This is a genomic window from Sphingopyxis sp. OAS728, from assembly GCF_014873485.1.
In the GTDB taxonomy this organism is placed as follows: Bacteria; Pseudomonadota; Alphaproteobacteria; order Sphingomonadales; family Sphingomonadaceae; genus Sphingopyxis.
The window spans coordinates 3,745,673-3,771,187 of the sequence record NZ_JADBDT010000001.1 but is presented as its reverse complement, the minus strand read 5'-3'; the positions used below and the strand labels follow the sequence as shown (position 1 = coordinate 3,771,187).

Annotated in this window: 20 protein-coding genes; 9 read left to right on the top strand and 11 right to left on the bottom strand. The window is 65.8% G+C overall.

Annotated elements, in window-relative coordinates; translation table 11 throughout:
* The first annotated feature begins 1 nt into the window (after window position 1).
* The gene (locus tag GGC65_RS17850; protein ID WP_192648381.1) at window positions 2-1,405 is read left to right on the top strand and encodes an FAD-binding oxidoreductase; all 1,404 of its coding nucleotides are present in this window, start codon (window positions 2-4) and stop codon (window positions 1,403-1,405) included.
* Window positions 1,398-2,816, top strand: coding sequence for an FGGY family carbohydrate kinase (locus tag GGC65_RS17845; RefSeq protein WP_192648380.1), 1,419 nt, complete (start codon window positions 1,398-1,400; stop codon window positions 2,814-2,816). Before GGC65_RS17850 ends, GGC65_RS17845 begins: the two co-directional genes overlap by 8 nt.
* A 5-nt stretch (window positions 2,817-2,821) precedes the next feature.
* Here the strand turns inward: GGC65_RS17845 and GGC65_RS17840 are convergent, their stop codons facing one another.
* Complete coding sequence (locus GGC65_RS17840; protein ID WP_192648379.1) at window positions 2,822-3,661, bottom strand: sugar phosphate isomerase/epimerase family protein; 840 nt, start codon at window positions 3,659-3,661, stop codon at window positions 2,822-2,824.
* 199 nt (window positions 3,662-3,860) lie between these two features.
* On the opposite strand from GGC65_RS17840, the gene GGC65_RS17835 reads away from it, so the two are divergent.
* Both GGC65_RS17835 and GGC65_RS17830 read left to right on the top strand, forming a co-directional pair.
* Window positions 3,861-5,198, top strand: coding sequence for a spinster family MFS transporter (locus GGC65_RS17835; protein WP_192648378.1), 1,338 nt, complete (start codon window positions 3,861-3,863; stop codon window positions 5,196-5,198).
* The gene (locus GGC65_RS17830; protein ID WP_225940891.1) at window positions 5,195-6,361 is read left to right on the top strand and encodes an iron-containing alcohol dehydrogenase; all 1,167 of its coding nucleotides are present in this window, start codon (window positions 5,195-5,197) and stop codon (window positions 6,359-6,361) included. The genes GGC65_RS17835 and GGC65_RS17830 overlap by 4 nt, the downstream gene beginning before the upstream one ends.
* A 196-nt stretch (window positions 6,362-6,557) precedes the next feature.
* Here GGC65_RS17830 and GGC65_RS17825 read toward each other — a convergent pair whose 3' ends face one another.
* The 4 genes from GGC65_RS17825 to GGC65_RS17810 all read right to left on the bottom strand — a co-directional run bounded on the left by GGC65_RS17825 (window position 6,558) and on the right by GGC65_RS17810 (window position 11,164).
* Window positions 6,558-7,625, bottom strand: a complete 1,068-nt coding sequence (locus tag GGC65_RS17825; protein WP_192648377.1) for an LLM class flavin-dependent oxidoreductase — start codon at window positions 7,623-7,625, stop codon at window positions 6,558-6,560.
* A complete protein-coding gene (locus GGC65_RS17820) occupies window positions 7,622-8,524 on the bottom strand; it encodes an aldo/keto reductase (RefSeq protein ID WP_225940890.1) in 903 nt (300 codons plus the stop codon). The genes GGC65_RS17825 and GGC65_RS17820 overlap by 4 nt, the downstream gene beginning before the upstream one ends.
* A gap of 163 nt (window positions 8,525-8,687) precedes the next feature.
* Window positions 8,688-9,938, bottom strand: a complete 1,251-nt coding sequence (locus tag GGC65_RS17815) for an MFS transporter (protein WP_225940889.1) — start codon at window positions 9,936-9,938, stop codon at window positions 8,688-8,690.
* A gap of 221 nt (window positions 9,939-10,159) precedes the next feature.
* Entirely contained in the window at window positions 10,160-11,164 is a 1,005-nt protein-coding gene (locus GGC65_RS17810) for a LacI family DNA-binding transcriptional regulator (protein WP_192648376.1), read from the bottom strand.
* Window positions 11,165-11,321: 157 nt separating this feature from the next.
* Here GGC65_RS17810 and GGC65_RS17805 point away from each other — a divergent pair, with 157 nt between their 5' ends.
* A complete protein-coding gene (locus GGC65_RS17805; protein ID WP_413052737.1) occupies window positions 11,322-12,422 on the top strand; it encodes a YeiH family protein in 1,101 nt (366 codons plus the stop codon).
* Here the strand turns inward: GGC65_RS17805 and GGC65_RS17800 are convergent.
* Both GGC65_RS17800 and GGC65_RS17795 read right to left on the bottom strand, forming a co-directional pair.
* Complete coding sequence (locus GGC65_RS17800) at window positions 12,419-13,261, bottom strand: amidohydrolase family protein (RefSeq protein ID WP_192648375.1); 843 nt, start codon at window positions 13,259-13,261, stop codon at window positions 12,419-12,421. The two genes, GGC65_RS17805 and GGC65_RS17800, sit on opposite strands and share 4 nt — an antisense overlap.
* Before the next feature lie 117 nt (window positions 13,262-13,378).
* Window positions 13,379-16,120 (bottom strand): TonB-dependent receptor plug domain-containing protein, encoded by a 2,742-nt coding sequence (locus GGC65_RS17795; RefSeq protein WP_192648374.1) that lies wholly within the window; start codon window positions 16,118-16,120, stop codon window positions 13,379-13,381.
* Between the two features lie 183 nt (window positions 16,121-16,303).
* Between GGC65_RS17795 and GGC65_RS17790 the strand changes: the two genes are divergently transcribed.
* Window positions 16,304-18,238: an isoaspartyl peptidase/L-asparaginase gene (locus tag GGC65_RS17790; protein WP_192648373.1), complete on the top strand. Its 1,935-nt coding sequence runs from the start codon at window positions 16,304-16,306 to the stop codon at window positions 18,236-18,238.
* A complete protein-coding gene (locus GGC65_RS17785) occupies window positions 18,238-18,684 on the top strand; it encodes an Lrp/AsnC family transcriptional regulator (RefSeq protein ID WP_192648372.1) in 447 nt (148 codons plus the stop codon). The genes GGC65_RS17790 and GGC65_RS17785 overlap by 1 nt, the downstream gene beginning before the upstream one ends.
* A 6-nt stretch (window positions 18,685-18,690) precedes the next feature.
* On the opposite strand, the gene GGC65_RS17780 is transcribed toward GGC65_RS17785, so the two are convergent.
* Window positions 18,691-20,337, bottom strand: coding sequence for a sulfatase-like hydrolase/transferase (locus GGC65_RS17780; protein WP_192648371.1), 1,647 nt, complete (start codon window positions 20,335-20,337; stop codon window positions 18,691-18,693).
* A 121-nt stretch (window positions 20,338-20,458) separates the two neighbouring features.
* On the opposite strand from GGC65_RS17780, the gene GGC65_RS17775 reads away from it, so the two are divergent.
* Window positions 20,459-21,085 (top strand): TetR/AcrR family transcriptional regulator, encoded by a 627-nt coding sequence (locus tag GGC65_RS17775; RefSeq protein WP_192648370.1) that lies wholly within the window; start codon window positions 20,459-20,461, stop codon window positions 21,083-21,085.
* A complete protein-coding gene (locus tag GGC65_RS17770; RefSeq protein WP_192648369.1) occupies window positions 21,085-22,023 on the top strand; it encodes a formylglycine-generating enzyme family protein in 939 nt (312 codons plus the stop codon). Before GGC65_RS17775 ends, GGC65_RS17770 begins: the two co-directional genes overlap by 1 nt.
* On the opposite strand, the gene GGC65_RS17765 is transcribed toward GGC65_RS17770, so the two are convergent.
* The 3 genes from GGC65_RS17765 to GGC65_RS17755 form a co-directional block, all read right to left on the bottom strand.
* Window positions 21,943-23,667: an arylsulfatase gene (locus GGC65_RS17765; protein ID WP_318780185.1), complete on the bottom strand. Its 1,725-nt coding sequence runs from the start codon at window positions 23,665-23,667 to the stop codon at window positions 21,943-21,945. The genes GGC65_RS17770 and GGC65_RS17765 overlap by 81 nt on opposite strands.
* Window positions 23,668-23,890: 223 nt before the next feature.
* Window positions 23,891-24,679, bottom strand: a complete 789-nt coding sequence (locus GGC65_RS17760) for an enoyl-CoA hydratase/isomerase family protein (protein WP_192648367.1) — start codon at window positions 24,677-24,679, stop codon at window positions 23,891-23,893.
* Window positions 24,676-25,452 carry an SDR family NAD(P)-dependent oxidoreductase gene (locus tag GGC65_RS17755; RefSeq protein ID WP_192649609.1) on the bottom strand — a complete coding sequence of 259 codons (777 nt, stop codon included), beginning with the start codon at window positions 25,450-25,452 and terminating at the stop codon, window positions 24,676-24,678. Before GGC65_RS17755 ends, GGC65_RS17760 begins: the two co-directional genes overlap by 4 nt.
* Between the last annotated feature and the right edge of the window lie 63 nt (window positions 25,453-25,515).

The following is a 25,515-nucleotide window of genomic DNA, read 5'->3' as shown; positions in this document are numbered from 1 at the left end:
GATGAGTTCGATAACCGAAGCCTTGGCGAGCGCCATCGGCGCCGACCGCGTCGCGAGCGACGCCGATGCGCTGAACGCCCGCCGTTACGACCAGTGGGCGGTCAAGCATCTGCGTGACTGGCGCGGCGAGACGGTGCCCGCGCCGGGATGCGTCGTGCGGCCGCAGTCGGTCGAGGATGTGCAGAAGGTCGTGCGCCTCGCCGCCGAGAAGCGGGTGCCGCTGATCCCCTACGGCCTCGGCAGCGGGGTGTGCGGCGGGATCGAGCCGACGCCCGATGCGATCCTGCTGGACATGAGCAGCATGAACCGCGTGCGTTACATCGACAGCGACGACCTGCTCGCGAGCTTCGACGCGGGGCTGAACGGCATGGAGGCCGAGGAGGCCGTCGCAGCACATGGGCTGACGATCGGCCACTGGCCGCAGTCGATCGCGATCAGCAGCGTCGGCGGCTGGGTCGCGACGCGCGCGTCGGGGCAATTCTCGACCGCTTATGGCAATATCGAGGACATCATCCATTCGATCGAGGCGGTGCTGCCGAACGGCGAGCTGGTGACGCTGGGCAAGGCGGTGCGCGCGGCGGCGGGGCCTGATCTTCGCCATCTGCTGATGGGCGCCGAAGGCGTGATGGGTGTCATCACCGGGGTGACCTTTTCGCTCCGCGCCAAGGCACCGCACCGCGATTACAGCATCTTCTACGCAAACGACATGCGCGCGGGATTCGAGGCGCAGCGACAGATCGTGCGCGCCGACTGGCGCCCGCCGGTGATGCGCCAATATGACGGGCGCGAAGTGCGGCGGCTGTTCCGCGATTATGAACGCGATGGCAAGGCGATGCTGTTGATGGTGCATGAAGGGCCCAAGGCGCGCGTCGATGCCGAGCTGGCGGCGATGCACGAGATTTGTGCGAGCGCCGGTCTTGAAGCCGGCGACCCGATGGCGGCGAAGCAATGGATCGAAAAGCGCAACCATGTGCCGAGCTGGCGCGACATGTTCGAGCGCGGCTATGTCGCCGACACGGTCGAGATTTCGGGGCGGTGGAGCGAGATCGGCGCGATCTATGACGACAGCATCGCGGCGCTCAACCAGATTCCCGGCGTGATCAACGCATCGGCGCACAGCAGCCATGTCTATCGTTCGGGCATCAACCTCTATTTCAGTTTCGCCGCGACCTTCGAGGACAGCGCGAAAATGGAACCCGCCTATTTCGCCGGATGGCGCGCGATCATGGAAGCGACCGCGAAACATGGCGGCGGCGTCGCGCACCATCATGGCGCGGGGCGGCTGCGGAAGCCGTATCTGCACCATGATCTCGGTGAGAGCGGCGTTGCGTTGCTGCGGCGGGTGAAGCAGGCTCTCGATCCGGAGGGCATAATGAACCCGGGCAATCTGATACCCGATGCCTGAGCTTTTGCTCGCGCTCGACGCGGGCACGACGGGCGCCCGCGCGATGCTGGTCGATCCGGCGGGCGTGGTGCTGGGCGTCGACAAAAGGCCGATTGCGAGCCGCTTCCCTGCCCCCGGACTGGTCGAGCAGGACGCAGCCGAGGTCTGGACGATCTGCCGCGCGGTGATCGATGGCGCGCTGGCAGCGGCGGGGCGCAGCATCACCGATGTCGCGGCGATCGGGGTGACGACGCAGCGCGCGAGCATCGTCCTGTGGGACCGCGCCACCGGCGAGCCCGTCGCGCCGATGCTGGTGTGGAGCGACCTGCGCGGGATCGAGGAATATAAGAAGCTGCGCGCGGCGGGGTTCACCGGCTGGCCGCAAGTGCCGTCGGCGAAGCTGCCCGCGGCGATTGCGCTTTCAGGGCGCGATCCGGCGGGGCTGCAATGGGGAACGCTCGATAGCTGGCTAACCTACAAACTCAGCGGCGCGCATGTCACCGATGCCTCGGCGGCGTGGCTGACGGGCTATTATGATTATGGGAACGGTAGCGGCTGGGACGCGGCGCTGCTCGCCCACCAGCGCCTGCCCGCGACGATATTTCCGGCGCAGGTCGAAAGCTGGGGCGCGATTGCAGAGAGCGACCCGGCGGTGCTCGGCGCGCGGGTACCGATCACCGCGCTGATCGCCGATCAGGAGGCCGCGATGGTCGCGCATGGCGCGCTGGAGCGCGGCGACTGGAAGGCGACCTATGGCACGTCGGGCGTGCTGATGGCGGGAACCGGCGATGCGCGCGAGACGATCCACAGCAGCATGCCCGCCGAGGCGCTGGCCTTTGCCAGCGGGAAGCCACGCTTCTGCGTCGAGGGCATGGTGATCACGACGGGGTCGATGATCGAATGGCTGTGCGGCGGATTGGGGCTGTTCTCGTCGCCCGCGGCGATGGAGGCGGCGGCGGCTTCGGTCGCCGATGCGGGGAAGGTCGTGGTGCGGCCGTCGCTCGCCGGCATGGGGGCACCGCACGGGAAATTCGAGGCGCGCGGGTTGATCGCGGGGGTGAGCTTTGCCGACGGGCCCGGACAGGTCGCGCACGCGGCGCTGCAGGGGATCGCGTTCCGCTTTCGCGAGATTGCCGAGGTGATCGCGGCGGCGCTGCCGGTGCCCGAGGCGCTGCCCGTCGCGGGTGGGCTGTCGGCGAGCGATACGCTGATGCAGTTGCAGGCCGATGCCTTGCAGCGGCCGGTGCGACGCCATGCCGTGCGCGAGGCGAGCGCCTATGGCGCGGCGCTGGCGGCGGGCATGGGTGCGGGGTTATTCGGGGAGAGCGACCTCAAGGCGCTGGCGCGATATGATGCGGAGTTCTTGCCGCAAGTGTCGCGCGATGCGGCCGATGCGGCGTTTGTCCGCTGGCGGGATGCGGTCGCGCCGTGATGCGTTCAGGCGCTGCCGGCGACCTCGCTCCACAGGCCGCGCACGATGTCGCGCATGCGCTGCGCTTCGTCCCAGCGGTTCGTGAGTTCGCGGCCGTCGGGCGCGGTGATCGCATAGGGCGGCGGCCCGAGTTCGCACATGAAGGTCAACGCGTCGTCGCCCCGCGCCTGTTCGAGCCAGAGTTCGAAGCCGCGGCGCCACCAGGCGACATGCTGGTCGAGCCAGGCCTGATGCTGCGGCGCACCCAGCGCGACCTGTACCTGATGCGTCGTCGACACGCGGCCGTGGAAATTATGGCTGCCCTGCAGGATCGTCTCGATCGCCGCGAGCTGGTCGGGGCGAAGCGGCAGCTCCATCTCGCCCGCGACCGGATAATGCGAGAGGTCGGCGGTGAGCGGCAGGCCGGGGCGCTCCTCGAGCAATTGCAGCGTGAAGAGCAGATCGTTGGTGAGGCGGCCGCGGTGCGTTTCGAACCAGACGGGGAGCGGCGCGTCCTTCGCCGCGGCGACGAGGCTGTCGATCAGGCGCAGCGCGGCGCGGAAGTCGGCGGTCGGGCCGCCGATCTGGACGTTGAGATGGTGCGCGCCGAGGCGCTCTGCCTCGCCGATCCAGTGGGTGAGCTGAGCGGCGTCGTGGACGAGCACCTGCCCCTCCCATGCGAGGCCGCGCGGGTTCATCGCGCGCGCGACGCCGTCGGTGCGCGCGGTGCGCGCGAGGTTGACGCCGACACCGTCGAAGCCCGCGGCGACGACTTCATTGAGCGCGTCGTCGAGGCGGTTTTCGATGTCGAAACCGGGGCATTTGTCGAGGCCCCAGACCGACTGGAGGACGAGCAATTCGGGCAAAGGCTTTCCTTTCAGACAACGCTGTCATATCGTGTCGGGAGAGGGAGTCAATCGGGCTTCTACGGGTGTTGCGTTGTGATCCCCGGCGAAAGCCGGGGCCCATAATTTCAAGACTGCGCTTGCCTTCGTGGGCCCCGGCTTTCGCCGGGGATCATATGAAGCGCGATAACGAAGAAAAAGAAAATCGAGAGAGGATGAGATGACGACCGAAGCCCCCGCCCAGCCCCTCGTTTCGCCCGTGTCCCCGGCGTACCGCCGCTATGCGCTGACGGTGCTGCTGATCATCTATATCCTCAACTTTCTCGACCGGCAGATCGTCTCGATCCTTGCCGAGCCGATCAAGAATGAACTGCATCTGGCCGACTGGCAGCTCGGGGTGATGACGGGGCTCGCCTTTGCGCTTTTCTATACCGTGCTTGGCATCCCGATCGCGCGCTTTGCCGAGACGGGCGACCGGCCGCGGATCATCGCAGCGGCCGCGGGGCTGTGGAGCGTGTTCACCGTCGCGTGCGGCTTTGCGCAGAACTTCGTGCAGCTCGTGCTGTGCCGGATCGGCGTCGGGATTGGCGAGGCGGGGTGTACGCCGCCCGCGCATTCGCTGATCACCGACTATACGCCAAAGGAAAAGCGCGCCTCCGCCCTCGCTTTCTATTCGCTTGGCATTCCCTTGGGCGGGCTGCTCGGCCTCGCGTTGGGCGGGCTGATCGCCGATGCGTGGGGGTGGCGGACGGCGTTTCTGGTCGCGGGGGCGCCGGGCGTGCTGATGGCGCTGATCGCATGGGCGACGCTGAAGGAGCCGCGGCGGCAACAGATGAATGCCGATCTGGCGGCGCTGAAGGCCTCGCGGCCCGATTTCAAGACCGCGATGGCGGAGATCCGCGGCAAGCGCACCTTCTGGCTCATCGCCTTTGCCGCCGCGATCAAGGCGTTCATCGGCTATGGCGCCGCGGCGTTCCTCGCGCCCTTCTTCTTCCGCAACCATGCCGCGGAGCTGACGGTGATCGCGGGCGATTTCGGGCTGGGGCTCACGGGGTTTCTCGGCGTCGCGCTCGGCATCGTGCTCGGGCTCACGGGCGCGCTCGGTACGTGGATGGGCGGGCAGCTCGCCGATAAATATGGCGCGCGTGATCTCCGCGCCTATGTGGCGATCCCGGCGGTTTCGACCTTTCTCGGCATCCCCTTTTACATCGCCGGATTGCTCGCGGACTCTGCAGTGTTCGCGCTGGTCATGTTCGCCTTTCCGCCGGTGCTCAACACGCTCTGGTACGGGCCGGGCTTCGCCGCGGTGCAAGGGCTGGTGCGGCCGCAGACGCGCGCGACGGCGGTGGCGGTGCTGCTGTTCATCATCAACCTGCTCGGGCTGGGCCTCGGCCCGCTCGGGGTCGGCGCGGTCAGCGATTTCCTCTCGGGCCCGATGGGGCTAGGGTCGGCGGAGGGCGTGCGCTGGTCGCTGATGATCTTCATCCTGTTCGGCGCGCTCGCCTCGGCGCTGTTCTGGATGGCGCGCAAAACGATCCGTGAGGAGATGGTCAGTTGAGTATCGCCAGCATCGCCCTGCCCCGCATTTTCCGGATCGGCGGCGGCGCGTCGAAGCAATTGCCCGAAGTGCTGGCGTCGCTGGGGCTGTCGCGGCCGCTGGTCGTGACGGACGGCTATCTGGTGAGCAGCGGGCGTGTGGCCGAGCTGGTCGACGGGCTGGCCGCGGCGGGGATCGCGACGCGGGTGTTCGCCGAGACGGTGCCCGACCCGACGGTGGCGTCGGTCGATGCCGGGGTCGCCTATCTGTTGGAGGGCGATCACGACTGCGTCGTCGGCTTTGGCGGGGGCAGTCCGCTCGACAGCGCGAAGGCGATCGCGCTGCTAGGAATGCGCGGCGGGGCGATGGCCGATTACAAGGCGCCGCATGTGCAGGACGCGCCGGGGCTCCCGGTGATCGCGATCCCGACCACGGCGGGCACGGGGTCGGAGGCGACGCGCTTCACGATCATCACCGACGAAGCGACCGACGAGAAGATGCTGTGCCCGGGGCTGGCTTACCTGCCCATCGCCGCGCTCGTGGATTATGAGCTGACCTTCACCAAACCCAAGAGACTAACCGCCGATACGGGTATCGACTCGCTGGTCCATGCGATCGAGGCCTATGTGTCGAAGCGCGCCAATCCGTTCAGCGACGGCATGGCCTTGCTCGCGATGCGCGCGCTGGCGCCGAACCTGCGGCGCGTGTGCAGCGACCCGATGGACGCGGCGGCACGCGAGGCGATGATGCTGGGCGCGACGCAGGCGGGGATCGCCTTTTCGAACAGCTCGGTCGCGCTGGTCCACGGGATGAGCCGGCCGATCGGAGCGCATTTCCATGTCCCGCACGGGCTGTCGAACGCAATGCTGCTACCCGCAGTGACCGCCTGGTCGGCACCCGCGGCGCTGCATCGCTATGGCGACTGCGCAAGGGCGATGGGGGTGGCGGACGAAGCCGAGGGTGATCAGTCAGCGGTGGCGCGGCTGCTGGGCGAACTGGCGGCGCTCAACCGCGAGCTCGAGGTGCCGGGGCCCGCGGCGTGGGGGATCGACGCGGCGCGCTGGGACGCGCTGGTCCCGACGATGTGCGCGCAGGCGGCGGCGTCGGGGTCGCCCGCGAACAACCCGCGCGTGCCGAATGCAGAAGAGATGGCGGAACTTTATGCCGCAGTTTGGGCGGGATAACACCTTCGGTTAATCGACGGGCAAGGCGCGCTCTGCTTTAGCGCGCTCGCCCCGTCTCCCTCTCTCCTACGTCTCATCGAGGAGGCGGGGCATCCACCCACACACCATCGTCATCCCGGACTTGATCCGGGATCCATGACGTCAAGGGTGGCGTTGGCCTTCGTGGACCCCGGATCAAGTCCGGGGTGACGAATGGTTAGACCTCCAGCCGCCCGTGCTTCATCTTCGGCAGCACATGGCGCGCGAAGAGGTCGGCTTCGGCGGCGTGCGGATAGCCCGAGAGGATGAACGCCTCGATGCCCATATCCTGATAACGATTGAGCTTCGCGAGCACCTGATCGGGATCGCCGACGATCGCGGCGCCGCAGCCCGAGCGGGCGCGGCCGACGCCGGTCCAGAGATTATCCTCGACATAGCCATCGTCCGACGCGGCTTCGCGCAGCGCGACCTGTGCGTTGACGCCGAAGCTTTGCGAGTCGAGCGACTTGGCCTTGATTTCGGCGCCCTTTGCGGCGTCGAGTTTCGAGAGCAGGCGGTCGGCAGCGGTGCGCGCCTCGCTTTCGGTATCGCGCACGATCATGTGCGCGCGGTAGCCGAATTTGAGCGTGCGGCCATAGGCTGCGGCGCGCTTGGTCATATCGGCGATGATCTCCTTCACCACCTCTTCGCGGTCGGGCCACATCAGGAAGACGTCGCAGCCCTTTGCCGCGGCGTCGCGCGCGGCGGGCGAGAGGCCGCCGAAATAGAGCGGCGGCGCCTTGCCCGACACGGTGCCGACACGCGCGGGGGCGACCTGCAGCTTCCAGAACTCGCCGTCATGGTCGAGCGCCTCGCCGTTGAGCAGGGTCTTCAGAATATGCATCGCCTCAACGGTGCGGCGGTAGCGCGGTTCGGAGTCCATCGTCTCGCCCGGCATGTCCGAGGAGATGATGTTGACGGTCAGGCGGCCGCCGAGGATCTGGTCGATCGTCGCGATCTGGCGCGCGAGTTGCGGCGGCCAGCTTTCGCCGATGCGCACCGCCATCAGCAGGCGGATGCGCTTCACCATCGTCGCGATCGCCGCGGCGAAGGCGGTGGTATCGATGCCGAGCGCATAGCCCGAGGGCAGCAGGATATTGTCGAACCCCAAGGAGTCGGCCTGCATCACGATGTCGCGGCAATGCTCCCAGCTCGATTTCAGCATCGGGTCGGGGACGCCGAGAAATTCATAGTCGTCGTCGCAGAGCGCCGAAAACCAGCTGACTTCGCACGAGCGGTCGGTCATGGCAGTTTCTCTCCCATCGAAGTTTGCAGCACCGCGTACCATTCGGCGCGCGTCCAGCGCGGGGCGAAGGCCTGCGGAATTTCCTTGATACGATCGACATTCTGCGTGCCGACGATCGGGATCGGGCGCGCGGGATGCGCCATCACCCAGCTGTAGGTCGCGGCGGCGCGCGAGACGCCATATTCGGCGGCCTTCGCGTCGAGCAGTCCGGCGACTGCGCGCGTGCGCTCGTCGGCCGGATCGCCAAGCCGGCCGCCGCCGAGCGGCGACCAGGCGAGGAAGCTCATCCCCTCGGCCATCGACTGGTCGAAGATGCCGTCGAAGAGCGGGGCGAGGTGGAGCGGCGAAAATTCGCTCTGGTGGCTGACCACGGGAACGGGAAGGAATTTGGCGAGCGCCGCGGTCTGGGCAGGCGTGAAATTCGACACGCCGATCGCGCCGACCTTGCCCGCGCGGTGCGCATCCTCGAGCGCGCGCGCGATTTCCTGCGGATGGGTGAGCAGGTCGGGGCGGTGGATCTGCCACAGTTCGACATGGTCGGTGCGCAGGCGTTTCAGCGAGATGTCGATCGCCGACGTGAGATAGGCGTGGCTGCTGTCGTACGGCACACCGAGGATGATCCCACCCTTGGTCGCGAGGATCATCCTGTCGCGAAGGCCGGGGGCTTCGGCGAAGACGTCGCCAAGGAGTGCCTCGGCCGAACCGAAGCCGCCGGGTGTGTCGCAGCCATAGATGTCGGCGGTGTCGAACAGGTTGACGCCCGTTTCGAAGGCGGCATCGATGCGCGCGCGCGCGGTCGAAACATCGACACCGGCGAAGCGCCACATGCCCCAGGCGATGGGTGAAATCTCATGACCGGCGAAGGTCACATTGGCGGGAGCGGGAAGAAAATCTGACATCGCTGTCATATACTCCATAATCGGATGGGAGGGAAGCGGGTTTCGTATGCGGTTCGTTAGATGTCGCCCTTCGTGTTCCCCGGCGAAAGCCGGGGTCCAGTAGGCGGCAGGAGATAGGCCCCGGCTTTCGCCGGGGAGCACCAGATATGATCCATTTTTTCCATCAATGCGCCAGCACCTGCACTTCGCCGTCGTCCTCCTCGTCGACGGCGACGATGCGCGGGAGGATGAGGTGGATCGCCGCGAGCGCGACGAGATAGGTGAAAGCACAGACAAGCATCATCGGCAGATAGCCCCTGCCCGTGTCGAGCGACCAGCCCGCGAACTCGATCATCGCCATGCCCGACAAATTGCCGGCAAAGGCGCCGATCCCGATCGCCGAGCCGACGATGCGCGCGGGGAAGACGTCGGTGGTGAGGCCGAAGAGATTGGTCGAGAAGCCCTGATGCGCGAAGAGCGCGAGGCCGAGGATCATCGCGGCGACCCATGCGCTGTCGACCCCGACGAGCAAGGGCACGGGCAGGATGAGCAGCGCATAGATGAGCATCGTCGTCTTGCGCGCAGCGTTCACGGTCCAGCCGCGGCGGCCCATCAGATAGGAGGGCAGATAGCCGCCGGTGATGCCGCCAAGCGCCGCCATGAAATAGACGAAGGCGACGGGCAGACCGAGCGTGCCCTGCGTCAGCCCGAAGACGCGGTGGAAAAGGTCGGGCATGAAGAAAAGCAGGAACCACCACACCTGATCGGTGAGCGCTTTCCCGAGGATAACCGCCCATTGGCGGCGATCGCGGAGCAGGCTGCTCCACGGAATCGGCGGCGCCGCGGCGTCGCGCGCGGCGTTCGGCTGCTCGGGAATCCGGACCATCAACCACACGACGACCCAGACGAGCCCGAGCCCGCCGGCGATCAGGAAGGTCGCCTGCCAGCCCCACATCAGCGCCATCAGCGGGATGAGCAAAGGCGTCAGGATCGCGCCGACGTTCGGCGCGATACCGCCGAGGCCGAGGACGAAACTTCGCTCCTTCGCGTTGAAGTAGGTCGCGGCGGTCTTCACCGCGGCCGGGGTGCCGATCGATTCCGCCGCGCCGAGCACCGCGCGCGAGGCGACGAAGCCCGATACGGTGGTTGCAAAGGCATGTGCCATGCCCGCGAGGCTCCACACGCCGACGCCGATCGCGAAACCCCAGCGCAGCCCGACCTTGTCGATGAACCAGCCGGTGCCGAGGAAGGCGAGCGCGGCGGCGAACTGGAAGGCCGAGGCCATGTGGCTGTAATCGCGGTCGGTCCAGTCGAACTCGAGCTGGAGCGTCGGCTTGAGCAGCGCAAGGATCTGGCGGTCGACATAGTTGAGGACGATCGCGATGAAGACGAGCCCCACCACGAGCCAGCGGCGTTTATCGGCGATTTGCGCCAAGATCGTCTCTCCCGAATCTATCTGTCGTGCAGATGAGATAACGTTGTCATATCGGAAAGGACAGACGTTTTTTCATAGTGGCAGGAATGGGGTGGGCAGCTGCCCTTTGTGAACCCCGGCGAAAGCCGGGGCCCAGCGCGGAAGCGCCGAGGTCAGCGTTGGAATTCTGGGCCCCGGCTTTCGCCGGGGTTCACATCTCTATCGGCAACAACCGGTCGTTTTCAACCTTTCGGCGCCGCCGTCGAACCGCGCACGACGAGCTTGTGCGGCAATTGCCGCCGCTCGATCGTCTCGCCGAATTCGAGCAGCAGGTCGGCGGCGGCGTAGCCGAGGTCGCGGATCGGCTGGTGGATCGTGGTCAGCGACGGCCAGACGACCTGCGCGAGGTCGGTGTCGTCAAAGCCGGCGACCGACAATTGGTCAGGCACCGATACGCCGAGCCGATGCGCCGCTGCCAGCACGCCCGCGGCCATGTCGTCGCTGCTCGCGAAGATTGCGGTCGGCGGCTGGTCGAGCGCCAGCAGCGCTTCGGCCGCGGCGGTCCCCGACTGGAAATCGAACTGACCCGGAAAGACCAGCGCCGCGTCGAAGCCTATCCCTGCGCGCTGGAGCGCCTGCCGGTATCCGGTCAGCCGCTGGCCGCTCGCGAAATAATTGCCGTGCCCTGTGACGAAGCCGATGCGGCGATGGCCGAGCGAGATCAGGTACGCCGTCATGTCGTCGGCCGCCTGCACATTGTCGATGTAAACCGCCGAGGTCGCGGTCAGGTCGGTGCCCGGCTGGACGCGCACGACGGGGATCTTGCGGCGGAACAGTTCGGCAAGCGCGGTGCCGACGTCGGTCACCGGCGGGGTCATGATGATGCCGTCGAGCTGCGCCTGATCGATCAGCGCGCCGATGTCGTCGACAAGGCCGGGCGAGTTGATGTCGCAGGGCTGGACGATCATGCGAAAGTCGGCCTCTCGGCAACGTTGCCCGACCCCCGCCTGCATGTTGAAGATATAATAGGGGCTGGGGTTGTCGTGGATCAGCCCGATCTGGAACGAGCGTTTCCCCGCGAGCGTGCGCGCCGCCTGACTGGGGTGATAGTTGAGGCGGGCGACCGCCTCCTCGACCTTTTGCCGCATGTCGTCGCTGACATAGCGTTCCTTGTTGAGCACGCGCGACACGGTCTTGATCGACACGCCCGCGACGCGCGAGACATCCTTGATCGTTGCCCGGGTCATGCGCGCTTGCGCTCCGTCCCCGGCTGGCAAATCCCTGTCACGGCAGCGCATCTCCCCGTTGGCCTGCTGACTATCGTTGTCTGCTTTGGCGCGTCGCGCCGCGCACCGCAAGAGAAGCCTTGCGCGCCTGCCCGGCTTCACGATATGGCGCGACATTATGACAGCGCTGGACAGAAACGATCTGACATCGATGCGCCACGCGCATTGGAATAATTTGCCGAGCGGCGGCGACTTGTTCGGCGAATTGCATCTGGCGCAGACAATGGCGGGTACGGCGCCGAAGGGCAGCCTGTTCCCGGGCCTCGCCGCCTGCGCGGTGGCTTCGGCGGCGGCGGCATGGCTGTCCGACCATTATGGGTTTCCGATCATCCTGCTCGGCCTGCTCGTCGGGCTGGCGCTCAATTTCATCTCGACGAACGAGGCGACGCACCGCGGGCTCGACTTCGCCTCGCGCACCTTTCTGCGCATCGGCATCGTGGTGCTGGGGTTGCAGGTTACTTTTCTGCAAATCGCGGTGCTGGGGCCGGTGCCGTTCGCGGCGCTGATCATCATCATGACGCTAACAATGGGCGCGGGATTTCTGGGCGCGCGGATTTCGGGTCAGTCGCCCTATGCCGGGCTGCTCGCGGGCGGCGCGACGGCGATCTGTGGCGCGAGCGCGGCGCTGGCGCTCTATGGCGTCATCGGGAAGCAGCGGCTGTCGCAGGCGCAATTCGCATTGACCCTCGTCGGCGTCTCGCTCGCGAGCGCGCTCGCGATGACGATCTATCCTTTGCTGGCGGCGCGCTTCGGCCTGAGCGACGCGCAGGCCGGGTTCCTGATCGGGGCGTCGATCCACGACGTCGCACAGGCGATCGGCGGCGGTTACGCCTTTTCGGACGCGGCGGGGGCGAGCGCGACGATCGTCAAGCTGGCGCGCGTCGCGCTGCTCGCGCCCGTGGTCGCGCTCGTCGGGCTGCTGCTCAAGCCCGAGGACGGCGGTGAGAAACGCATCTGGCGCCGCCTTGCCCTCCCTTGGTTCATCGTCGCCTTCTTTGCGCTGGTGACGCTGAACAGCCTTGCGCCGATCCCCGATGCAGCGCGCGGCGGGGCGCTGACCGCGTCGAAGGCGCTGCTGCTGCTAGCGGTCACCGCGACCGCGATGCGTACGCGGCTGGACCTGCTGCTCGAAATGGGCTGGCGCGCGGGGGTCCCGGTGCTGCTCGCCTCGCTGACGAGCTTTGCCGTGTCGCTGCTGTTCGCGCTCGCGATCGTCTAGAGCCCGAGCAGCTTTCGCGCGTTGCCCGAGCGGATCTTGGCGCGCTCCTCGTCGGTGAGGTCGAGCTTCGCGAAGGCCTCGAGCGTCTTCGGCAACGAGATTTGCGGGAAGTCCGACGCCAGCAGCACATGGTCGACGCCGACGTTGCGGATCGTCCAGACATATTCGGCCTCGATCGGCGAGTCCGCGGCAAGGATCACGCTCGCGGAAATGTCGAAATAGATATTGTCGGCGAAGAGATTTTCGGCGGTGCGCGCGAGCGCGAGGATGTTCCAGAAGCGGAAGCCCAGCCCGCCCATATGGCCGAAGATGAACTTCGTTTTCGGCGCCGCGAGCGCGAGGTTGAAGAGTGTCTCATTGTCGTCGGGGACGATGCCGGCATTGTCCATCACGACGATCATCCCCCGGTCGCCCGCGCGCTTGACGAGCGTCAGCACGCGCGGGTCGGCGGCGTCGAATTTCTGGGTGTGCGGATGGATCTTGAGCAGCTTGACCCCGCGCGCGGCGATGCGGTCGACCTCGGCGAGCGCAGCGTCGCCGTCATAGGGGTGGACGGTCGCGATTGCGATCATGTCGGGATTCTTTGCCGCGAGCGCGATCAGCGCGTCGTTACGCCTGCCAATATCGGCGGGGTCGCCGACGAGCGCCTGATTGGGGCCGCCGAACCACATCGCGCCGAACGCGGAAACCGGCTGACCGGCTGCTTTCAGCTGCGCGCGATATTCGGCGACCGACGCCTCGCCCTTGTGCAGATGGACATGGGTATCGACGACCGCATCCTGCGCGGCGGCTGGAATAGCGGGGCCCAGCAGGGCGATCGTAAGCAGCAGGGCGCGCATGATGTCTCCGGTGCAAAAAGCGGGATGCCCGGCCTGCCACAAAACAATCGCCCGGCCAATTACCCCGGACCTCGCCTGCGGGCGGGCGAGCCGGCTCGGCCCGCCCCTGCGTCCTTCCTAGAGCGGTGAACCGCCAAGCTTGTAGGTGAGCTGCAGGAACACGCTGCGGCCGATGCTGTCGAACCAGCTGGTGTTATAATAGGGATAGCCCGACCAGGTGGGATCCTTCACCGGCATCTTGTCGAAGACGTTCCGCACCGTCAGCGACCCGCGCATATGATCGGTGAAATCATATTGCAGCGTCGCGTTGAACAAATAGCTCGCCTTGATGAAGGCGTCCTCGTCATAGTTCGGCAGCTTGCCGAGGCGCGTGCCCGAGAAGGTGAATTGCAGCCCGTCCGAGGCCCAGCTTATGCTGCCGTTCGACTTGTCGCGCGGCAGATAATAACCGCTATCGGCCGCCAGCTTATTCTCGACGGGATCGCCCGTGTATTGGACCAGCGTGTGCTTGAACACATGGCTGTGCGCGAGCGACAGGGTGAAGTCGCCAAAGCTCGTGGGCAATGTGCCGCGGAAGGCGATGTCGATACCGCTCGTCTTTTCGCGCGCGACGTTGATCGGATTGATCGAGATCGACTCGATCTCGCCCGCCAATGCGCCGGTCGCGAAGCGGTTGACGCGTGCCAGTGCCGCGAGACAGGTCGGCGAATTCGGGTCAAGCGTGGTGTTCCCGGCACCGTCAGGGCGGCAATCAGCCTCGTCGCGCGTCAGTTCGCTGGCGCGCAGGTCGTTGACCTGATTGTCGAGCGATACGCGGAAATAGTCGACCGAAACATGGAAGTTGCGCGACGGCGAGAAGACGGCGCCAGCGGTCAGCGTCTTGCCGGTTTCGGCCTTGAGGTCGCGGTTGCCGCTGCGCTGCGCGACGATATCGACGTCATAATCCTCGCAGTCACTGATCCCCGCGCCGGGGGTATCCTGCCGGCAGGTATAATAATCGATCACGCTGCTTTCGACATTGCCGGGGCCGGTGAACAGATAGTGGAGGTCGGGCGCGCGGAAGGCGGTGCCATAGGCGGCGCGGAACAGCAGGCTGTCCGTCGGGCGCACCTCGATACCGCCATTATAGGTGAATTTGTCGGCGTGGCGCCCGGCATAGCCGAAGCGGTCGTAACGGCCGGCACCGGTCAATGTGACGAAATCGAGCACAGGAACGCGCACTTCGCCGCCGATCGCGGCATGGCTGCGCTTGCCCGAGCCGTCGCTGTCCTTCCAGCTATAGTAATAGTCGGTAAGCGCGAGCGGATCGGGACGGAGATTATAGCCCTGTTTGCCATATTCGGCGACGAGCGCGATCCCGACCGGCCCGGCGGGCAGTTGGAACAATTCGCCGTTGGTCAGCGTCGCCTGCGCATTGCTGGTCCAGCTGTACGGACGATAGACGGTGTCCGCCGAGATGCTGTCATATTCGGCGGGCGTGAGCTGGCGGTAGAGGTTCGCCGGATCGGCGTTGAACGACGGATAATCATCCTCGCCGATCCCGTCCTGCGCGCCCAAGAAGAAGTCCTTGGCCTTCTGGTTGATGATTTGCGGCCAGCGCACGATCGACTGGTAACGGCTGTAGTTGAACGACGCCTCGTAATTCCAGGCATTGCCGAAATTGCCGCGGATACCGGGCGTAATGCTGTACGTCGTCTGCTTGCTGCGCTGCATCTCGAACCCGCCGGTTTCTTCCGGCGTGAACTGGCGTCCCCAGTCCTCGATCTGCCCCGTAAAGCTGTTGTAGAAATAGTTGTCCGAGCTGCTCGACGATTGTTCGAAGGCCCAGCTCGTCACGTCGTACATCAGCCGGACCTTGCTGATCCCGAGCTGTGCGTCGACGAACAATTTGGCATTGTCCGACAGTTCATAGGTGGCGCTGGCGAAGCTGTTGAAGCCCTTGCGACCCGAAATGATCGTGCCGTAACCGATCGATTCCTTGCTGCCGCAGAAATCGCCGTAGCGAGGCCGGTTGTAGAGCGCGACCGTCCCGAAATTGAGGTTCGACAGACGCTCGCACGTCCCGGCGTCAGGGGTGATATAATCGTCGTTATAATCCGCGCGATAGAAGGTGCGCCGCGCGATGCGGCTCGATGCAACGGGGCTGTCGTCGGTGCTGTCCTGAATCTTGCGCTGGAAGCCCCAGAGCGGACGCTGATCGAGATATTCGATGCCGCCGACGATGCTGAACCGGTCGGTCGACCAGCCGCCGGTCGCGGTCACGCGGTGCGACAGCCCGCCCCCATGCTGGGTGCGCCCGTGGCGATAGTCGAGCGTGATGCCGTCGAGCCGTTCCTTCATCTTGAAGTTGACGACCCCGGCGATCGCATCCGAGCCATAGATGGCCGAGGCGGCGCCGCTCAATATTTCGACCTTGTCGATCAGGCTGACGGGGATGTTCGAAATGTCGGTGAAGTTGCTGCGGCCGATATAGGGGAGCGGGAAGTCGGCGATGCGGCGGCCGTTGACCAGCACGAGCGTGTGATTGGGACCGAGGCCGCGAAGATCGACCTGCTGCGCGCCGGGGGTGAAGTCGGCGCTGCTGCCCGACTGCGGGCTTTGCGTCTCGCCGCTGTTCTGCGTCATCGCGGCGAGCAGTTCGGGAACGCTGGTATAGCCGTTGGCGCGGATCGTGTCGGAATCGATCGTCGTGACGGGCGACGGGCCCTGATCCTGGATCGTCGGGATGCGCGAACCGGTGACGATGATTTCTTCGCTGCCCTCGGTAGCGTCCTGCGCAAAGGCGGGCGCGGCCAGTGCCGGCGCGCAGACCCCTATCCCAAGGGCGATCCGAAACGCCCGTTTCCCGAAATTGCTCATTAATCAACCCCCTGCTTGCTCCGGCCCGAATCAAACGCGTTCGCCCACCAACCGGATATTTCATCCACTCGACCAGAAAACGTCGATAATTTCAATCACTATGGTGAAATTGGAAATCATATTGTCTTTTGACGCCGTCATTATGTAACGTGGCGATGTTGAGGGTCGTCAGAGGGAAGACAGATGCGTTCGATCATGCGGGGATTCTGGCTTTTGCTCGCGGGACTGTGGCTGTCGCTCGCGCCTGCGCTCGCGAAAGAGGCCAAAGAGAAGCCGTACGAGCATTATGTCTTCGGCAAATTGAACACGCCGACGCCGGGCCCGGTTTCGGGCGGGCTGCTGCTGATGGGCGGCGGCGACCGCAACATCGACGCGATGAAATGGTTCTTCGGCAAAGCCGGGAACGGTCATATCGTCGTGATCAGCGCATCTTATGGCAAGGAAATCGGGCAGGAATTTTTCCACGACATCGGCGGCATCCAGTCGACCGAAATCTTCGTCTTCCACGGCCGGTCGCAGTCGGCGAACAAGAAGATCCTCGACCGGCTGAAGAAGGCCGACGGCATCTTCATCGCGGGCGGCGACCAGGCGCGCTATGTCCGTTACTGGCGCGGCACTCCGGTCGGCGACATCCTCAACGCGCATGTGGCGGCAGGAAAGCCGCTCGCGGGCACGAGCGCCGGCCTCGCGATCCAGGGCGAGAAGCTTTACGGCGCGATGGACGACGGCAGCATCAAAAGCCCCGAGGCGCTCGCCGATCCGTTCGGCCCCGCCAACACGATCGAGGGCGATTTCCTGCATTTCGCACTGCTGAAGGGTATCGTCACGGACACGCATTTCAAGGAACGCGAACGGCTGGGCCGCCTGTTCGCCTTCGTCGCGAAGGCGCAGGTCGGCCGCCCGGCAGACCAACCCGCGATGCTCGGCCTCGGCGTCGACGAGAGCGCAGCGCTCGCGGTCGAACCCGATGGCCGCGCGCGCATCTATGCGACCGAGGCCGACGGCTATGCGTGGGTGGTCGACGGCGCAGGGCTGCGCAATCTGTCACAGCGCGGGCCGCTCGATGCCCCGCGCGTCAAGGTCACCGGGGTTGGCCCCGGGTCGGTGCTCCATCTGCCCTCGGGACAGGTCGATGCCCCGGTCTTTGTCCGCAATTATGCGGTGCGCGCGGGCGAGATTGTCGAGGTGCCGCGCTGGTCGCTTGCGATCCACGGCGGCGCAGGGGTGATCGAGCGCAAGACGCTGTCGCCCGAAAAGGAGAAGGCGTATCGCGCCGGGCTCGACGAGGCGCTGCGCATCGGTAGTGCGGTGCTCGACAAGGGCGGCGCAGCCCTCGACGCGGTCGCTGCGGCGGTGCGCGTGCTCGAAGATAATCCCTTGTTCAACGCCGGGCGCGGCGCGGTGTTCACCGCCGAGGGCAAGAATGAACTCGATGCCGCGATCATGGACGGCAAGACGCAAAAGGCCGGCGCGGTCGCGGGCGTGACGCGCACACGCCACCCGATCGACCTCGCGCGCGCGGTCATGGACAAGAGCCCGCACGTGATGCTGGCGCGCGACGGCGCCGATCGTTTCTCGGTCGAGCGCGGGCTCGAGCAGGTCGACCCAAGCTGGTTCCGCACCGAGGAGCGTTGGCAGGGGCTGCTGCGCTGGCGCGAGAAACAGGTATCGGCGATCGATCCGACGCATTTGTTCGGCACCGTCGGCGCGGTCGCGCTCGATGCCGAGGGCAATCTGGCGGCCGCGACCTCGACCGGCGGGATGACCGGCAAGCGTTGGGGCCGCATCGGCGATAGCCCGATCATCGGCGCGGGCACCTATGCCAAGAACGGGCAATGCGCGGTGTCGGCGACCGGATCGGGCGAATATTTCATCCGCGAGAGCGCGGCGCGGCAGGTGTGCGACCGCGTCGCGTGGAAGGGCGAGAGCATGAAGGAAGCGGCCCAAGCCACGATCATGGCGGTCGGCGCGATCGGCGGCGACGGCGGACTGATCGCGATAGGCCCCGACGGGCGCCCGGCTTTTGCCATCAACGACCTTGGCATGTATCGTGGGCGGATGAGCGCCGGGGGGACTCCACAGGTGGCGATCTTCGCCGACGAAAAGCTGGCCGACTGATGCCGCAATCGGGCGTCAATCTCGACGAGATCGACGAACGCCTGCTCACCCTGCTGCGCGACGATGCGCGGCAAACGATCGCGCAGCTCGCGAAGGAGCTCGGCATTTCGCGCGGCGCGATCTATTCGCGGCTCGCGCGGCTCGAAGAGGAAAAGATCGTCGCGGGCTATACGGTGCGGCTCGGCAACGCCTTTGCCGCGAGCCGCGTGCGCGCGCATATGATGATCAAGACGCTGCCGCGCTTTCACCGCGAGGTCGAGCAGGCGCTCGCAGCCTTCTCGCTGGTCCAGGCGATCCACGCGATCAGCGGCGAATATGACATCATCGCGATGCTCGAGGCCGAGGATGGTGCGCAGCTCAACGAATTGATCGATGAGATCGGGCTGCTCGACGGCGTCGAGCGCACGACGACGTCGGTGATCCTGGCGACGAAGGTCGAACGCTAGCGCGCGTCAGTTCGTCCAGTAGATATAATCCTGCCCGTCCTTCCACGGCGCATTCTGGGGCACGTCGATCCGTACGGGTGCTTCGACCAGCCCGGGCCAGATCGGCTTTGCCATGCCCTTGTTCTGCGCGTCGATCATCGCACGCAATTGCGCGACGCGCTGCGGCTCGCTTGCTGACAGGTCGTGCCGTTCGGTCGGATCGACCGCGAGATTGTACAGGCGCACCTTCTCGGGCCGTTTCGTTACCTGCAGCTTCCAGTCACCCGCGCGCACGACGCGATAATCGCCCGACCGCCAGTAAAGTGCCGTCCGCTTTGCGGGGCCCGCCAATATATCCTCGCTGTCGACGATCCGGTCGGCCGGCACCTTGGCCCCCGCGGCGGCGGCGATGGTCGAGAAGAGATCGATATGCCCGGTTACGTCGGCGCGCGTCGATCCTGGCGCGAGATGTCCCGGCCAGCGCATGAAGAAAGGAGTACGGATCCCGCCTTCGAAGAACGTCGCCTTCCATCCGCGATAGGGCGCATTCAGATCATTGATACCCGTGTACCAGGCACCGCCATTGTCGCTGGTAAAGATGACGAGCGTGTTGTCGTCGATCCCGAGCTCTTTGAGCTTCGTCATCACATCGCCGATGCGCCGGTCGAGCTGCGCGATCATCGCGCCGTAGACGCGCGTCTTGTGATCCTTGATCTGCGGCAGCTTGGCATAATCCGCCTTCGTCGCCTGGAACGGCGTATGCGGCGCATTGAAAGCGAGATACATGAAGAAGGGCCGGTTCCGGTTCGCCTCGATCGCCGCGATCGCCTGATCGGCAAAATAGTCGGTCATATGGCCCTTGGGATGGAAGCGCTTGCTGCCGTTGAAGGTCACCGCATGGCGCAAATTGGCCCAGATGAAATGGTCGATGCGGTCCCACGGCAGCTTCGCATTCACTGCATCGGGATCATCCTCGGGCAGGAACATCGCCGCGCCGCCGAGCACGGCGAGGCTTTCGTCGAAGCCCTGCGCGTGCGGCTGGAGCGCCGGAGCCTCGCCCAGATGCCATTTGCCGATGTGGAGCGTGTGATAACCCGCGGCTTTCACCGTCTCGGCAATCGTCACTTCCTTGGCGGGGACGCCCATGTCGGGATAGTCGGGGACGTCGGGGGTAATCAGCTCCTTGTGAAAGATAGCCTTGTGCGGCCCCACCCCCTCGCCGTGCGAAACGCTTTCGGCGAATTGCACCGGCACCGCGGTATATTCGAAGCCGAAGCGCGTCGGGTAGCGCCCCGTCATCATCGCCGCGCGCGACGGCGAGCAGGTCGCGTTGGCGGCATAGGCGGTGGTGAAATTGACGCCCTCGCGCGCGATTGCGTCGATGTTCGGTGTCTTGACGATCCCGCCCGCGACACCGCCGCCATTCAGGCTGATGTCGTTGTACCCGAGATCATCGGCGACGATCAGGATGATGTTCGGCGGACGCTTGCTCCCCGGCGGGATGGCAGGCGCCTGCGCCGGTCCCTGCTGCCATGCGACCGGACGGTTCGGCTGCACGGGGTCCTTCCAGTCCTGGATGATGCCTGGAAGCTTATATTTATTCGCCTCGAACGCCCAATATCCCCCCGCCCCCGCAGCAGCCAGCACGCATAGAGCCACCCATCTTTTCTTCATCTTCGGCCCCCATCCCATGCTGTCGGCTTGCTCCGAAACTATTGACACTATGTGTGTCACTATATTGGCCGATACGCAAGATTGTTTGACCCCGGCGCCAAGTCGGGCCAGCAGAGAGGCGATGACGACAGCGGTGAAGAAGATAAGCGCGCCACAGGTCGAACCCGATCGGGTCGACGGCCGCCGCGAACGCGGGCGGTCGAGCCACAAGCGTATTGTCGAGGCGATGATGGAGCTGATCATTGCCGGCGACCTGTCGCCGAGCGCCGCGCGCGTGGCCGAGGAAGCGGGCATCGGCCTCCGCACCGTATTCCGCCATTTCGACGATATGGACGCGCTATATGCCGAGATCACGGCGACGATTACCGAGCGCGTCGCGCCGATCGTCATGGCACCTTATCCCGAACAGCCGTGGCGCGACAACATTCGCGAACTACTCCGGCGCCGCATCCGCCTGTTCGAGACCACCCTGCCCTTCCGCCTTGCCGCCAACATCAAGCGGTACCAGTCGCCCTTCCTGATGGCGCAATATAGCCGCGTCGTGATGTTCGAGCGCGAGTTGATCCTTTGCTTGCTTCCGGGCCATGTCCGGGCCGACCGGATCGGCGTCGAGGCATTGTGCGCCACGCTGTCATTCCACACCTGGCGCACGCTGCGCCACGACCAGAGCCTGCCCGCCGAGGAGGCGGGCGCGGTGATGGGGCAGATGGTCGAAGCGGTGCTGGCGACGAGCGTCGAACAGGATTGATGCGCGAGACCACGGCCCTGCTGTCGCTGGCCATGTTCGGCGCCCTCACGGCGTGCGGCGAGGCGAAGGATGCGCCCACCGCCGAAGCGAAGGCGCCCGAATGCGCCGCGATCCCTGCGCAAGATTATGTGTGGATCCCCGGTGCGACCTTCGCGATGGGTGCCGATGCCCACTTGCCCGAGGAAGGTCCGGAGCGCGACGCCACCGTCGCGGGCTTCTGGATGTCGACGCACGAGGTCACCAACGCCGAATTCGCCGAATTTGTGAAGGCGACGGGGTATAAGACGCTCGCCGAGCAGGACCCGCCGAAGCTGCCCGGCGCGCCGCCCGAGATGCTGATTCCGGGCTCCGCCGTCTTCACCGCCCCGACCGACGGCAATCCGAACTGGTGGCGCTGGGTCGTCGGCGCCGAGTGGCGGCACCCTGCGGGCCCCGAGACGAATATCGACGGACGCGGTCGTGACCCCGTTGTGCAGGTCGGTTATGACGACGCGCTCGCCTATGCCAAATGGAAGGGCAAGGCGCTGCCGAGCGAAGAACAGTGGGAACTCGCCGCAGCGACCGGCGGCGCCGACCGCAATGTGCCGGTCGACAAGGCGGGCAAGCCGCTCGCCAATTACTACCAGGGCGCCTTTCCGGCGCGCGATCTCGGCACGGATGGTTTCGTTGGCCGCGCGCCGGTCGCCTGCTTTCCGGCCGACCGGCACGGCGTCCACGACCTGATCGGCAATGTGTGGGAATGGACGACAAGCAAGGCCGGCGGCGAGAGCAATGTGATCAAAGGCGGCAGTTTCCTGTGCGCCGCCAATTATTGCGCGCGATATCGCCCCGCCGCGCGCCAGTTCCAGGAACGCAACCTAGGCACCGACCATATCGGTTTTCGCCTGATCGACACGGCGCGCGCGGCGCCGGCGGCGCCAGTTCCAAGCGAGGATTGACAGTAGCGCGACGATGCCGCCAACCCACAGGCCGAGGCGGATCAGGCGCGGCTTGCCCTGATGTTCGAAGGCATAGGCGTTGATCTGTTCATCGGCGGTGTAGCCTGCAGGCATGTCGAGCACGCCGTTTGCCTTCGCATAAGCGCGATAGTCGGCGATCATCGCGGCGAAGCGATCGGGCTCTGCTGCGGCAAGGTCGCGCGTCTCACCGGGGTCGGCCTTGAGGTCGTAGAGCCGCCATTTGCCATCGCCGGTCGGCGCGAGATTGCGCACCAGCTTGTAGTCGCCGCGGAACAGCGCCGCATTGCCCGACAGTTCGTAACCAAGCGGCGCGTCGCCATGGACGCTGCCCGCCCCGCCCTTCAGTACGGGCACGAGGCTGAGGCCGGTCACGGGCTCGACGGCTTTGCCCTGCCATGATCCGCCATGACCGGGCACGCCTGCGAGTTCGGTCAGCGTCGGCAAGATGTCGGTGACATGTGCGAGGCCGTTGCTGATGCCGCCGGCGCGGATATTCGCATTCCCCGGCCAGGCGATGATGAGCGGGACGCGCAGCCCGCCTTCGGTCGCGCTGAACTTGTACCCCGACAGGGGCGATACCGCCGCGCTCGCCCAGCCCGGCCCGATCGCGGCGAAGCTGCCACGCCGGCCGATGTTGGCAGTCGCGAGGTCATATTGCATATCGAGGAACAGCCGGTTGCGCAGGCTGCCGAACGGATTGGTCGGCTCGGCGCCATTGTCCGAGAGGAAGACGAAGATCGTATTCTCGTAGTCGCCCGTGGCCTTAAGATGCGCGACGAGGCGGCCGACCTCGCGGTCCATCGCGGTCGCCATGCCGCCATAGGCCTGCATCACGCGGATCGCGGCGGCGCGTTCGTCGGCGTCGAGCTTTTTCCAGTCGGGCGTCGTCGCCATTGTCACGATCGGCACGCCCACAGGCACGATACCGAGTGCCGCCGCGCGCTTGGCCCGCGCGGCGCGGAGCGCGGTCCACCCCTCCTTGTACATCGCCGAATAGCGCGCGATGTCGCTGTCGGGCGCCTGCACCGGGATATGGTTCGCGAGGAAGTTGATCGAGGCGAGGAAGGGTTTGCCGCTTTTGCGGTCGGCCTCGATATAATCGATCATCCGCTGCACGACGAAATGCGAGCTATAATAATCCTTCGGCAAGGTCGCGGGCTTGCCATTCTCGGTCCATGCGGCGGTGTCGTACATGCCCTCGATCGGGCGCTGTTCGAAATTGTCGGCGCCGGCATCGGCGAGGCTGTAGGCGCGGTCGTAACCGCGCGCGTGCGGCAGACGCTTGGGGTCGCTGCCAAGATGCCATTTGCCGGTGAGATAGGTGCGATAGCCCGCGGCCTTCAGAAGCTGCGCGATCGTGACGACGCGCAGGTTCATCACCGTGTCGTAACCGGGCTTGCCGCGATGCTGGTCGGGGATCGTCTCGGGCATATTGCCGAGGCCGTTGCGGTGATTCATCACCCCCGTCTGGAGCATCGCGCGCGTCGGCGAGCAGGACCCCGCGACATGGAAGTTCGAGAAGCGCATCCCCGCGTGCGCGAGCGCGTCGATGTTCGGCGTCGCGATTTCGGAGCCGAAGGAACCGACGTCGGAAAAGCCCCAGTCGTCGGCGAGCAGGATCACGATATTCGGTTGTTTTGGCGCTATTTTTTTCGGTTGCGCCTGCGCCGGTGCTATCGCGAGCAGAGCACCGATTATGATGATGGCAGCACGCCGGGACCCGCCTAAGCGACCCGGCATTTAGTGGTCCTCCTGCGCACTGCCATCACTCCCACCCCCTCGGGATGTGACACTTACTATGTCAATATATTGCCGAGTCAATGGGGGTGATGAGCGCCCTTTAACCTTATCGTTCGCGATAGTCGGGAGCGCGCTTTTCGAGGAAGGCGGCGAGCGCTTCGCGATGGTCTTCGGTCGCCGAGAGAATCACCTGCTGGCGGTCCTCGATCGCCATCGCGGCGTCGAGACTTTGCGCGTCGATGTTGAGGTTTAGCGCCTGTTTCGAGAGGCGTAGGCCATAGGGCGAGGTCGCGAGCATTTCGTCGGCAAGCGCGAGACCGCGGGTCAGCAACGCATCCTCATCGACGATCTCGCTGACGAGGCCCGCGCGCCGCGCGCGCTCGGCGTCGATGAAGCGGCCGGTCAGGATCATCTCGGACGCGAGGCTGGCGCCGACGAGACGCGGCAGGAAATAGCTCGACGCCATGTCGCAGCCGCCGAGGCCGATGCGGATATAGGCGGCGTTCGCCTTGAACGAAGGCGAGGCATAACGCACGTCGGATGCGAGCAGCAGCGACAAGCCGCCGCCGCATGCGGCGCCATGGCCTAGCGCGATGATCGGCTGCGGACAGGCGCGCATCTTGCGGTAGATATTGCCGATGCTGGTTTGCGTGCGGAGCGTACGCAGGACCGGGGTCTCGTCGCTCGACCGGTCCTCCTGGATGTCGAGCCCGGCGCAGAAACCGCGCCCCGCGCCGCGCAGGAGGACGACGCGGACCTCGGGGCGATCCGCTAGTCCGCCGAAATAGGCATTGAGTTCGTCGACCAGCCCCTCGTTTAACGCGTTGAGCCTTTCGGGCCGGTTGAGCGTCGCGATCTCGACCGCGCCGCGCGCCTCGACCAGCAGCTCGCTCACAGCGTCTGCCCGTCGTCGACGGTGATCACGCTGCCCGTGATGCCGAGCGCGGCGTCGGAGCAGAGCATCAGCAGCGGGGCGTGGAGATCGGTGGCGGGGCGCATACGCTGGCGCGGGAAGCTCTTCACCATCGCGGCGCCGGTATCGCTTTCGAAGAGTTCGGCGGTCATTTCGGATTCGAAATAGCCAGGCTGGATCACATTGACGCTGATCCCGCGCCGCGCCCATTCGCGCGCCAGCGCCTTGCCGAGGTGGCGCACCGCCGCCTTGGTCGCCCCATAAACCGAGGTGGCGGGAAAGACCTTCTCGGCAGTGATCGAGCCGATCAGGACAATGCGGCCATGCTGCTTTTCGCGGCTGCCCGCCTTGTCGAGCCGCTTCGCGCCCTCGGTCGCGGTCAGGAAGACGCCGCGGACATTGGCGGCGAGCAGGAAATCGACGTCGTCGACCGACAGGCCCATCGCCATCTTCTCGGTCGCGACCCCGGCGTTGGCGACGATCGTGTCGACGGTCCCGAAGGCGGCCTCGGCGGCATCATAGGCGGCGATCGTCGATGCCTCGTCGGTGACGTCCATGCTGACGGCGATCGCCTGCCCACCCGCAGCTTCGATTGCGGCAACCTGCTCGGCGAGCTTATCGCTTCGGCGCGCGGCGAGCACGACCTTGGCGCCCGATGCGGCCAACGCCTTGGCAAAGCCCGCACCGAGGCCCGAGGACGCCCCCGTCACCAGTGCGACGCGTCCCGTCAGGTCGAACTTCGGTTGCTCCGCCATCATCATCCCTTTCCTTCGCTTGCTATGCATTGGTCCCGATTGACGTTCACGTCAACCGCACGG